10 protein-coding genes are annotated in these 12,784 nt (G+C 38.4%); 2 read left to right on the top strand and 8 right to left on the bottom strand.

Annotated elements, in window-relative coordinates:
- Positions 1–46: 46 nt before the first annotated feature.
- Genes BW724_RS04860 through BW724_RS04850 form a run of 3 tightly spaced genes read right to left on the bottom strand, consistent with a single transcriptional unit; the run spans position 47 to position 1,761 of the window.
- The gene (locus tag BW724_RS04860) at positions 47–892 is read right to left on the bottom strand and encodes a DUF4097 family beta strand repeat-containing protein (protein ID WP_088074074.1); all 846 of its coding nucleotides are present in this window, start codon (positions 890–892) and stop codon (positions 47–49) included.
- Positions 885–1,445 carry an HAAS signaling domain-containing protein gene (locus BW724_RS04855; protein ID WP_088074072.1) on the bottom strand — a complete coding sequence of 187 codons (561 nt, stop codon included), beginning with the start codon at positions 1,443–1,445 and terminating at the stop codon, positions 885–887. Before BW724_RS04855 ends, BW724_RS04860 begins: the two co-directional genes overlap by 8 nt.
- Positions 1,438–1,761: a PadR family transcriptional regulator gene (locus tag BW724_RS04850; RefSeq protein ID WP_088074070.1), complete on the bottom strand. Its 324-nt coding sequence runs from the start codon at positions 1,759–1,761 to the stop codon at positions 1,438–1,440. The genes BW724_RS04855 and BW724_RS04850 overlap by 8 nt, the downstream gene beginning before the upstream one ends.
- A gap of 214 nt (positions 1,762–1,975) precedes the next feature.
- On the opposite strand from BW724_RS04850, the gene BW724_RS04845 reads away from it, so the two are divergent.
- A complete protein-coding gene (locus BW724_RS04845; RefSeq protein ID WP_088074068.1) occupies positions 1,976–2,269 on the top strand; it encodes a hypothetical protein in 294 nt (97 codons plus the stop codon).
- A gap of 1,079 nt (positions 2,270–3,348) precedes the next feature.
- On the opposite strand, the gene BW724_RS04840 is transcribed toward BW724_RS04845, so the two are convergent.
- From BW724_RS04840 to BW724_RS04820, 5 genes are all read right to left on the bottom strand, one after another.
- On the bottom strand, positions 3,349–6,492 hold the full coding sequence (locus BW724_RS04840) for an efflux RND transporter permease subunit (protein WP_088074067.1): 3,144 nt from the start codon (positions 6,490–6,492) through the stop codon (positions 3,349–3,351).
- A gap of 48 nt (positions 6,493–6,540) precedes the next feature.
- Positions 6,541–7,905, bottom strand: a complete 1,365-nt coding sequence (locus tag BW724_RS04835; protein WP_176371298.1) for an efflux RND transporter periplasmic adaptor subunit — start codon at positions 7,903–7,905, stop codon at positions 6,541–6,543.
- A gap of 303 nt (positions 7,906–8,208) precedes the next feature.
- Positions 8,209–9,480: a TRAP transporter large permease gene (locus tag BW724_RS04830; protein ID WP_088074065.1), complete on the bottom strand. Its 1,272-nt coding sequence runs from the start codon at positions 9,478–9,480 to the stop codon at positions 8,209–8,211.
- On the bottom strand, positions 9,480–9,965 hold the full coding sequence (locus BW724_RS04825) for a TRAP transporter small permease (RefSeq protein ID WP_235848898.1): 486 nt from the start codon (positions 9,963–9,965) through the stop codon (positions 9,480–9,482). The genes BW724_RS04830 and BW724_RS04825 overlap by 1 nt, the downstream gene beginning before the upstream one ends.
- 38 nt (positions 9,966–10,003) lie before the next feature.
- Positions 10,004–11,029, bottom strand: coding sequence for a DctP family TRAP transporter solute-binding subunit (locus BW724_RS04820; RefSeq protein ID WP_088074064.1), 1,026 nt, complete (start codon positions 11,027–11,029; stop codon positions 10,004–10,006).
- A 309-nt stretch (positions 11,030–11,338) separates the two neighbouring features.
- Here BW724_RS04820 and pepV point away from each other — a divergent pair, with 309 nt between their 5' ends.
- Entirely contained in the window at positions 11,339–12,760 is a 1,422-nt protein-coding gene (gene pepV / locus BW724_RS04815) for a dipeptidase PepV (protein WP_088074063.1), read from the top strand.
- The last annotated feature ends 24 nt before the right edge of the window (positions 12,761–12,784 follow it).

The raw sequence follows: 12,784 nt of genomic DNA, 5'->3' as shown, positions 1-12,784 counted from the left end.
ATCTTAGTAACTCAAATTTTTTACTTCTGAAATATACTTCGCCATATTACTCTACAGTTATACTTCCATTTCTTGAAGTTAATTTAACGATATGGTCTCCGTCCCCAACCAACGTGTCCCAATTACTACTTCCCATAATACTAATTGATCCATTATTCGTTTTCACATCATATATAACATTGGTTGGTTCCTCTTCCGTTTCAATTGTGATTCGTCCATTATGTGTTTCTAATTCTATGTTTCTATCCAGTTTCTCCGTATATAAAGTTAATCTACCATTATTTGAAGATGCCTTTATATCTCCAAGTACGCCATCCAATTCAATTCTTCCATTATGAGTATGAACTTCCAAGCTAGAAGCTGAAACATTCCTAAGGTCAATTCTTCCATTATCTGAGGAACCCTTTATGCTCGTACTAGTAATATCATTCATTTCAATGCGACCGTTATTTGTCTTCACTTGAAAGTTCTCTGCTTCTACATTTGATACTTGAATTCTACCATTCCTTGTATCTAGTTCCACTGACTTATAGATTCTTTCAGGAACAAATACCGATAATTCTTGAGGCTTAGAGAACAAATTAAGGTCAATAAACTTCAATCGGTTCTTACCTTCTAATCGAACACTTAAAGAAGCTCCCTCAACTTCCGTAGTTAATTGATGTCTGGATACGTCTCCTTGAAATTCTACTTTAATAGTAGATTCGTCAGTAGGATATATGTTTATCCGTGTATTATTGGAATAAACATAAATGTCATCTACCTCCTGTTCAACAATCTCTTCTATAACAGAATGAGAAGTCGCCATCGAACCAGATGTCATTAAGCTACCAACAAGGCCAATAGCCAGCAAAACTCCACCTACAATAAACAACATTCTGAATCTATGCATTCTTGAAACCTCCTTTTACTAGACGCATATTGTAAGATAAATATTTGATAAATCCATTAATTATAAAACGTGTTACGAAATACATCGCAATAGAAAGGAAAATACCAACTCCGCTCAGAATCAACGAAAAGAAAAACTCAAATAGAAGAAATGCATCAGGTGATATAATATAGTTAAAAATTAGTAACACTGGCGATACTGTGAAGGCTAATCCTGTCACCCAACCAGCAAAAATGATTCCTAATACAGCAATAAAAGGTCCAAGAACTATGACTAAATTGAAAAATCCAAGTCCTATAATTGCCCAAACAGCTCGGAAAATGTTTCCTGGCGAAACGGTTGTTTCCGCCCTTTCAAGATGATAACTCGCAGCAAGTTCCTTCCCAATCTGCTGAGGCTTTCCAAGTGCTTCACATATTTCATCTTCCCTTTTCCCAGCTTCTAGTCCATTTTCAAAATGCTCCTCAAAGTCAGCCATGATTTCTTCACGTTCTTTGTTGGGAAGCATAGACAAAACTTCCCTTAATTCTTCTAAAAACTGTTGTCTAGTCATTTTCAACACCTTCTTTAATCAATTGATTTACCCCAATAGAAAAATCTTTCCACTCCTGATACAACTTTTCAAGATAGACTTTCCCCTCAGGTGTTAAGTGATAATATTTACGTGACGGTCCTTCAATCGACTCCTTTAAATAAGTTGTAAAGTAACCCTCCTTTGTTAATCTGCGTAACAATGGATAGACAGACCCTTCTGAAATAGCAAATTTTTCTGATATTTTTTGTACTAACTCGTAGCCATAGTGGTCCTTTTTATTTAATAATACGAGTACACAAAGCTCTAAAACTCCTTTTTTAAATTGAATATTCACCTTGTTAACACCTCCCAAAATACCCTAACACCCACTACTATATAATGAACAGTACCTAGTTATGTTTATTTCTACAGTAAAAGTTTACCATATACTATTGTTCATTACAAGGTACTGTTTTATAATTTACATATTTGTTACATTTTATGGATTGACAGACATATTTCAGGACATCATAGGTTTAGAAAATAGTATTGACTGAGGAGTGGTTACAATGAAGTTTAACCTTACAGAAATCAGTACTGATATGCCTGATTTTGAAAATCACGATCAGGCAAGAGAGTGGTTTAAAGAGCAATTCCATGATTGTTTTTCCTTAAAAAGTACCGATGAAACTGGTGGGAAAAAAGTGTATTATTATCACATTATTAAGGACGTTGAGGCGTATCAACAGTATATGGACAGCTTTGGTAGGCTAGGGGAGCATGAAATTACAAATCCAGAAACATTTGAAAGCTACAGTACAGTTGAAATAAGTGAGGATGGAGAAATCAGCCTTTCCATTTAAGTATGAAGGACCAAGAGATAAACGCTCATATTCGAGGAGAAAGAGAGTGCCCTAATAAAAAATTTAAGTAGTTCCGTTTAGATGGAGAAAACTAAAAATGGTACAGCAAAACCGAGACCTTTTCACTATGTGAAATTGTCTCGGTTTTTATTATAGATTAATACTATGAAAAATGTTCTTAAACTCCCTCATTTTAATATTGCGGTGGTGGGAGGATGATTTATTGAGGGGTGGTAGTGAAATTTTGAAATAAGCGGAGTATTTCCGCTTATGCTCCAGGATTGCGTTTGGTTCTTGTTAAATAAACGGAGTTTTTCCCTTTAAGCAAAGTAAAATGGCTTATTTTCACCACTTTTTAATAAATAGCCGGAATTTCTCCTTCTATTCCAGTGATTTTTGTTGCTAATTTATAAATAAGCGGAATTTCTCCACTTATTTACGCAACTCATTTCTGGTTACTCAAGTTCAACCTAATTCAACTCTATTTTAGATAGGCAAATAGTAGTTACTTTAACATACAAAATAATTATTGAATAATGAGTAATAGTCTGTTGTTTTTTAGTGCGATATTTGGAGTTCAATTAGAGACTAAATTAAGGGAATACCTTGTTATATCAATAAAAACTCCTAGTATAATTAGCTATCTATTTGGACTAGGAATTAAGGTTATATTTGTATTTTTCTCCTCACGAACGGAACTACTTAAATAAAAATTAAGGCACTCTTTTTTCTTTGAAGATACTTTGATTTATATAGAACCCAAGACGCTCAAGTGCGAGTGGCTTCGGGAAGTATTAATAAGAATTAGAACCCCGAAGCGATTGAGCGATCCTTGTAAAGGTAAAATAAATCGCATTTATTTCCCCGAAGCCGATAACGGAACACCGTAAAGGTAAGATAAACTAAGTTTTAATTACTCGAAGTCGATGACGGACCACGGTAAAGGTAAAATAAATCGTGTTCAATTACCCGAAACCATTGCGAAAAATCAAAAAAAAGAGGCTTTCCCTCTAAAGTCATTATCTATGACCTTTAGGGACAGCCTCTTCCTTTTCATCATTTATTCAGTATTCACTTCATTAACTTTCTTCTGGATCCTCGATCAATTTATTATCATCTTCTTTATTTTTTCCACGACCATCGCGATTGAATAAACCTTTCCACCACTCTGTAAATTGATCCGTGTAAATATAAACAACTGGAACCAGTACAAGTGTTATGACAGTTGAGAAGGCTAGACCAAATACCACAACTGTAGCCATTGGTGCTTGTAGCTCTGCTCCCTCTCCTATACCAATCGCAAGAGGTGTCATAGCCAATACGGTCGTAAGCATCGTCATTAAAATAGGACGTAACCTCACTGGTCCTGCTTCTAAAATCGCCTCGTCACGGGATAAGCCACGATCTCGCAATTTATTAATATAGTCCACCAATACGATGGCGTTGTTAACAACTATACCAGCAAGCATGATTATACCAATGAAAGCTGGTGCGCTTAATGGTCTCCCTGTAATGAGGAATCCTGCCATAATACCAATAAATGTAGCTGGTAAACTAAACATCACGATAAATGGATAAAGGACTTTTTCAAACTGGAAGGCCATGACTGCATATACAAGGAAAATAGCTAAACCTAAGGCAAGAGCTAGATCACTAAAGGTATCCATCATCTGCTCATATTCTCCACCAGTGTTGAAATCATATCCTTCTGGGAAGACATATTGATCAAGTTCAGCTTCAATATCAGCTATCACACTACCTAAATCTCGTTCCATAATATCCCCAGTTATAGAAACCCCTCGGCTTTGATCCTGGCGGTTAATCGTATTCGGTCCTTCCGCTTGAACAAACTCCGCTACTGAAGATAATAGTACAGTATCACCAGTTTGGGTCATTAGTGGGAGATTCTGTAATTGGTTATAATTTTCCCGATATTCCCTAGGCAAAATAACAGTAATGCTCACTTCCTGTCCTTCTGTACGCATAAGTGAGGCAACTTGCCCACTCACACTACTTCTTACCGTGTCCATGATTCCTGCATAAGTTAATCCATACTGCAATGCTAAGTCACGGTCTATATGAAGCTGCATTTCGGGTCTTGTTTCGCCCATAGAATGGGTTACATTTGCCGTACCAGGTACTTCACTAATAATATCTCTAATATCATCAGCAATAAGGTTTAAGGTTTCAAAATCGTCCCCTCTTACCTCAATATCGATGGGATTACCACCCATTCCGTCACTTTCAAATGCCCATACATCTATATCAAAATCTGGTAATGTTTCCCCGAATTCTGTTAAGTCATTTATAAGCTGATTTGATGTAATGTCCCTTTCATTTGATGGGAGCATGCGTACATAAATATCCCCTGAATTCGTATCAGCAGGACCACCCATACCCATCATACCGCCGCCACCAATAGAAGTATTTACCACTTCCGTAGCTCCTGTTTCAAGGAGAAACTCTTCCACTTTGCTTAATGATTCCCTTGTTTCTTCAAAACTTGTTCCTGAAGGCGCTTCAAAGCTGGCTGCAATTTCTCCCTGATCAAAGGAAGGGATGAATTCTACTCCAACAAAGCGCACCGTTCCAAGGCTGGCAACTAATAAAAGCAGCGTTCCGAAAACAATGGTCTTCTTATGATTAATGGACCATTTTAGAACTCGTCGATAGCCACGATTTAAGCTATCAAGACCATTTCCAATTTTGTCGCCGATTTTTCGTAAGCCTCTAGATTCTTCCTTATCTTTCAGCTCAGGTAGTAAAAGTCTTGCTAGCATAGGTACTAAAGTTAATGCCACAACTAGGGCAGCAACAAGCGTAAAACCTACCGTTAATGCAAGAGGAATAAATAACTCTGCAGCAATACCAGAAGTAAATACAATCGGAACGAATACAACTAAACTAGTTAGAGTAGCCGCAATAACGGCAGACGATACTTCCGATGCCCCTTTAATCGCTGAATCTATTCGACTATAGCCCTGTTCTCGGAATTTATAGATGTTTTCTAAAATAACGATGGAGCTATCCACCAAGAGACCAATTCCTAACGCTAGTCCTCCAAGTGTAATAATATTCACAGTCTCTCCTGCAAAATAAAGGAGTGTAAATGCTGATATAACAGCAATAGGTATTGCTAATCCAATAATTAATGTACTTCTAAAACTACGTAAGAAAAGTAGGAGAACAAATATCGCCATCGCTCCCCCAAGAAGCATGTTCAATGCAACACTTTTGATGGAATCATTAATAAACTCAGCTGAATCCATAATTTTAGTGAGTGTAACATTTTGAGATATTTCACTTTGAATCTTATCTAATTCATCTGAGACCGCTGCAGATACCTCTACCGTATTTGCATCTGCCTGTTTAGAGATGTCCATACTTAATGTAGGCTCCCCGTTCACATAGGCAAAGGAATTCATCTCTACAAACGTGTCCTTCACTTCTGCTACATCAGAAAGCTTTAATATTTCCCCTGTTTGTAGTGGAATATTTATATTTTCAATTTCCGCAACAGACTGAAATTCACCCAAAATACGAAGGGACATCTCCTGGCCAGCACGTTTGATTTCACCAGCAGGTATACTTCTATTTTCTCCACCAATCATTTGAGCTAGCTGGGAAATAGAAAGTCCATATCTCTGTAACTCAGATAAGTTAGGTTCAACTAAAATTTCACGTTCTTGTCCACCTGTTAATCCTACTGAAGCAACACCTGGTATCCGTTCAATCTGTGGAACGATGTTTTCTTCAGCAATGTATGTTAACCTAGATAAGTCCATTTCTGCTGAAATACCAACCTGCATAATTGGCATTTGGTTAGGATCAAATCTCATCACACTTGGCGCATCCGCCCCGTCTGGAAGAGTAGGTCGTACCATATCAATCCTATCGCGCAAATCCAGCATCACTGAGTCCAAATCCGTATTAAAATCATACATCAATATAATTACTGATTGATTTTGAGTTGAAATGGACTGAATAGTAGAAAGTCCTTCTGTAGCAGTTAAAACACCTTCTAAAGGCCTTGTAACGAGATTCTCAACCTCCTGTGGTGCAGCTCCAGGATATGGTGTTGATACAGCGGCTATAGGTAATTCTAAATCAGGCATTAAGTCCACCTTTAATCCAGATAAAGATACGCCACCTAAAATTATCATGACGAGAGCAATAATGATCACGCCAACTGGCCGCATCACTGATTCTTTAATGAGTTTCATTTTTGTACCTCCGTATTAATGCTTCAGTTGCTTGAACTACTTCAATTTTTACTCGCCCAAGTTAAATTGATCTCCGTTTCTAACATTGATCAGTGCTCCGTCAAATAGTTGATGATTACCGTTAACAATAATGAGTTCTCCTTCTTCCAAGCCACGTTCCACTGCATACCATTCCGAGGATTCATTCCCAATAGAAATAACTCGGCGTTCTGCACTCTCCCCATCTGTTGTCACATAAACAACTCGTTCACCATTCTCTTCTAGAACAGCCCGAATCGGTACAAGTACTTCTTCCGCTGATTTCCCTGTATGAATCATTACTTTAGCATGCATACCAACTCTTAAATTATCTTCTGGTTCTGAAATACTAACCTCTACTGGATAAGCACGAGATTGCTCTCCAGGCATAATGCCAATATGCTTGATCACTCCTTCATACCTTTGATTGAATGTTGGTACTTCAACCGTAACCTCTTGACCCACTTCAATATTAGGTAATAAGGATTCATTTACGCTAATGTTCACAACTGGCTCATCCATTTGTACTAACTGCATGATAGGTGCTTGAGGAGATACTAATTCCCCTTCAACCACATTAAAATTAGTAATCTGTCCTGACATTGGTGCCGTAACTACTGCATTCGACTGCTGGTTCTTGGCCATCTCAACGGAGATCTCAGCCTGTCTAACAGATGCCTCAGCTGCTTTAATTTGGTCACTACCTTTGGCCTGTTCTAGTCCCATTTCAGCTTGTCGAACCGCTGTCCTTGCTTGTCTTTCATCTGCCTCAGAAGGAGCGGTACTACTAACAAGAAGATTTTCCATGAGGGCCTCCATCTCTTCTGTTATAGCACTTATATCAAAATCAAGACCCTCCTCTCCCTTTTCCCTATCCGCTGATGATTGACTGTTATTGGTGGAAATACTTTCTGCCTTTTCCCTTGCTTCTTTGACCATATCGTACATATCTCTAGCTTGATTCAACTGCATTTCTGCCTGCTTAATGCCCTGGTCTCTCATAGATTCTGCACTTTGTAAATTCGCTTTAGCTGCGTCTAACCCCGCTTGGGCTTGGGCAAGGTTTAATTCCATATCTGTTGCATCCAATTCAATTAATACATCGCCTTTTTCTACCGTATCACCGTTTTCCACATGTACAGCAACTACTTCCGCGTTCATAAATGCTATAACGGGCATATGCTTTGCTGCCATAATATTCCCTGATACGTTAAGTTCACTTGTTAATACACCTGTATGAACTTCATTCACCTCTACTGGAAAAGTAGGATCTTCGTTCTCATTTGCGTTACTTTCTTCGCCTGATGCGTCCGTTTCATTATTACAACCAATTATAAGAACGGTTAATAGTAGCATCACTAAACCCAACATTGATTTCTTTCCGTTAATCTTCATTCTTTTCCCCCCACTTACTACTTGAATATATTTTTTATTTGAAATTATTATCACCAAGCATTTGAAAAATTTAACGTTGTTTATCTTAGCATTTATAAATGAACAAAATATGAACAAATATGTATCTAAAATAATCATTTCTTACAGTATCACCGTTTACCAACTATTTATTTTATCACATCTTGTGGGGAGAACTGTTCGTTTTAACCTAGGATTGTAAAAATATTTCAAGTTAATCTTTGGTAGAGGTTTACATTTGCAAAAAAAAGGAGGGCCCAGTAACACTAGACCTCTCTCCTCCTATTACATTTTGCTCGGCAACCATAGTGATAATTGTGGAAAAAGAATAATGATTACTAGCACAATAAAAAATAGTATAAAAAATGGTAATACTCCCCTTATTACGTTTTCTAACTTATCCTTTGCGATCCCACTCACCACAAACAAATTCAAACCAACAGGTGGCGTGATCATGGCCAACTCCATGTTAATGATCATAATGATAGCAAAATGAATAGGATCTATCCCAAAATGGAGCAGGATAGGGAATATGATTGGTAGTGTTATTAAAATGATTGACAAGGATTCAAGAAAGGTCCCCATGATGAAAAATAGAATATTGATAATAATAATAAACAGCCATTTGTTCATATCGCTTTGGGCAATCCAAGCTCCAATCATATGTGGAATTTGACCTTGGACAAGATATAAACCAAAGAGCTTTGCTGCCCCAATAATAAGAAAAATCATGGATGTAATATTGACTGTTTCCATCAGAATGTAGCGAATGTCATGCAAGCTTGCTCCCCTATTAATTAGCGTGGATACTAGGGCAGCATAGGCTACTGCAATGACAGAAGACTCAGTAGGAGTAACCATACCTGAGTATATACTTCCCAATATAATAACAGGTAAAAACCCTGCCCAGATTGCTCTGTAAGTTGCAGTCTTTCTTTCTTGCCACGAAGCCTTTTTAGAGGTTCCAAAACCATTTTTTTTCGCATAAAAAATGGCTGAAACTATTAAAACCCCTCCAAGCAGAATCCCAGGAATAATTCCAGCCATAAATAGCTCACCAATGGATTCTTCAACCGTTATTCCGTATATAATTAAAGGTATGCTCGGAGGTAGGAGAATTCCCAAAGTACCTGCCGTCGCAATGAGTCCCATGGCGTACTTCTTTTCATACCCTGCGTAAACCATAGCCGGTATCATAATGGAGCCAATGGCAGCAGCTGTAGCAGGACTTGACCCTGAAATGGCACTGAATAGCATGCAGGCTAAAATGGTAACAACAGCAAGGCCACCTGGAAGATGTCCTACCCATGTTTTTAGAGCATCAATAAGTTGTTTAGACATACCACCCCTAGCCATAATAACACCTGTTAATATAAAACCAGGAATGGCCATTAAAGGAAAACTCGTTAAAGAGGAAAAAATTCGTACAGGAACCATCGTCATATTAAATCCGTCGTGGAACAAAAACAGACTGGTCGCTATAGCAAGGCTAATGGCCACTGGTACTCGCATAAATACAAGGAAGAAGAAAAGGAAAAATAACAAAACAAGCTCCATTAGTTCTCCCCCTTTCCATTCACGGCAAGTGCAAGCTTCTCAATATATCGAAGGAGAAACAAGAGTCCTGAAAATGGAAGGACAAGGTAAACGATCCACATGGGTATACCTACATCCATGGAAACCATGCCTGATGGGTATCTTTCTAATACAATTAAAAGGCCATAGTATGTGAAAAATAGGCAGAAAATTACTCCTACTGCATTTGCAAAAATATCCATTACATACTTTGATGATTTAGATAACCGATCATACAAAATATCAATTCGGATATGTTGGTTGTTCCTTAATGCAATAGGAGCTCCTAGCAACACTCCCCACACAATCATATACGTTGACACCTCAACAACCCACGCCTTCGGGTCATTAAAGAAATATCGCATAACAACACCGTACAAAATGACGAAGCTTCCTGCTGTAATAAAAGTACCTGCCAACACTTCTTCAATGAAGGCCCAGCATTTCTTCATCCAGCTCCATTTCATGCCCACCGCCCCCCTACTAACCACTGAAGTCTAAGAGTCTATTTTAAGCCACGTATACCTTCTATCAATTCACGTGTTATTATCGATTCAAATTCATCATAAACAGCATCGAACGCTTGGTGGAATTCTTGTCGTTGACTTTCTGTTAATTGGAATATTTCAATATTTCCCCCTTCCTTGATTTTTTGAAAACTTTTATCGTTCTCTTCTTGCGCAATTGCGTTCATATAATCGGTAGCTTCAAATAGGGCCTCCTCTACTTGTTCACGCACTTCCGACGGCATAGACTCCCAGAAAGGCTTATTGACGAATACGGCCCAATCAATTCTTCCATGGTTACTAACGGTGAGGTAATCTTGCACTTCTTCATAATTTTGCGTATCAATATTATTAAATGTATTTTCTGTCCCATCCACAGTACCTTGCTGGAGAGCGGCATAGGTTTCACCTAAGGAGAGTGTTGCTGTACCTGCACCTATCGCCTGATAAGTCGCTTCTAGCACACTTCCTGCTTGCACCCTGAAATTCATCCCTTTGAAATCATCAGGTGCTCTCAATGGCTTGTTCGTGCTTGTAAATTGCTTAAAACCATTTTGCCAGAAGACCATTCCCATTAAATGATTGTTTTCTAGAATTTCTGATTGAAAAAGATCTCTCGCGATATCACTTTCAAAAAATTTTAGTACATGCTCTTCATCTTCAAATAGAAAAGGCATGTCAACATATTGCCAACGTGGATCAAACCTTACCATTTTTGTGACAGATGGGGCGATCATTTCAAGATTTCCACCAACGATAGCATCGATGGATTCATCATCGTCATAAAGTTGGGCACCTGGATACACTTCGACCTTGACACGTCCTTCCGTTTTCTCGTAGGCCAATTCTGCGAATTTATTAGCAGCTAACGCTTTAATACTCATAGGTGCGTTCACAAATGAAAAGCGTATCGTAATTTGTTCATCTGCTGATGTTCCACCACCTAATGCCGAGCCTTGGCTACTACAAGCCATTAACAAAACAAGTAAACCTGCAAACATTAGAAACTTCACTTTTTTATTCATTGTCACAACCTCTTTTCTTTTAAGGGTTTGTGTTCATCAATACATAATATGATTGAATTAATCAGAAAAGGTGTTAGAATTGTGAATATTTTCACATGTTTTCCCGTGACAAAATGCCTCTGAATATATTTTCTTCTATTTTGTTGGCATCACCTTTTTTTTTCAATAACTTTAATAAAGTTTTCACATATTCCTGGGTCAATTAAACATTTCAGGTTGTTATCATGATTTAAATTCATCATCACTTTGTTATAATATGGGAATGACTATGAATAATGAAAAAATAATTAATGTGAGGAGTTGGCACCGATGAACTTTTATCAAGAAGTTCTAAAACGAAAGGATGACTTACTGTCTGATCTCACCGATCTATTAAAAATAGAGAGTACGAAGGACCCTGATACGAAGTCCGAGGAAAATCCAATGGGGGTAAATGTTGCAAAGGCACTTGCGCATATGCTTGACCTTTCTACACAACAAGGTTTTTCCACCAAGAATTATAAAGGTTATTATGGATACGCAGAGCTAGAAGGTGCGACACCTTCTAACGAAGACGAACACATTGCAGTACTCACTCACATCGATGTAGTACCTGCCACTGGCAAATGGACTTCCCCACCCTTCGAACCAGAAATTCGGGACGGAAAATTATACGCAAGAGGCGCAATTGATGATAAAGGACCAACGATGGCGGCCTTTTATGCAGTAAAATTGTTGAAGGAATTGAACCTACCACTAAAGAGGAATGTCCGTATCATATTTGGAACAGATGAAGAAAGTGGCATGAGTTGCTTGAAGACATACCGCGAAATAGAACGTGGGCCAGTCGGTGGATTTGCACCAGATGCCATGTTCCCAATCATTCATGCTGAAAAAGGACAAATGCATGTGAAATGTGAATTGACAACAGATCATATTGAAGCTGGACAAGCTCCTGCAGAATTTACATTACTTTCGTTCCATGGTGGGACAAGACCAAATATGGTTCCTGAAACTGCTAAAGCAATTATTCTTGGAGATTTAGGTGATGTTGGGGAAAAATTCGAAGGCTATGTTAAAGAGAACGGCTTAACTGGCGATATCACATCAAGTAATGACTCTCACACATTGACATTAAACGGAATCTCCTCCCATAGTATGGAGCCGTTCAAGGGGGTCAACGCAGGTTGTAAGCTAGCGAATTTTCTCCTGGGCTTATCGTTGGACAAGCGGGCAGAGAAATATTTAGCCTTAATCGACCAAGGCTTTCATGAAGATCATTTTGGGAAAAATATAGGAATAGACCATGAAGATGATATTACGGGTCCACTCACTGTAAATCCTGCTATCTTCCATTATGAAAAAGGTGGCAAAGGTTTTGTCCAATTGAATTTGCGTTATCCAGTCAGTGCCAAGGCTGAAAATATTGAGAATGGTATTGGAAAGTTCCTTAATGAATATGAATATGTCATTGGTGAAGTTCGAAACAAGAACCCCCACCACGTAGATGGGGACGCTCCGATGATTAAAGCCCTTCAACAAGCATATGAGGAGGAAACTGGGCAAGAAGCCACGTTACTATCTAGTGGAGGTAACACCTATGCTAGCCTTCTTCCTAACTGCGTCGCTTACGGAGCTGTATTCCCTGGTAAAGTGATGACTGCGCATCAAAAGGATGAGTACATGGAGATAGACGACCTCTTGAAAGCGACGGCTATCTATGCCAGAGCCCTTTATTACTTGGCTTCCTAACGGTTTCCTAATGTACGTATCATT

The organism is Litchfieldia alkalitelluris (genome assembly GCF_002153425.1).
Taxonomy (GTDB): domain Bacteria; phylum Bacillota; class Bacilli; order Bacillales; family Salisediminibacteriaceae; genus Evansella; species Evansella alkalicola.
This window is presented reverse-complemented; position numbering and strand designations above follow the sequence as displayed.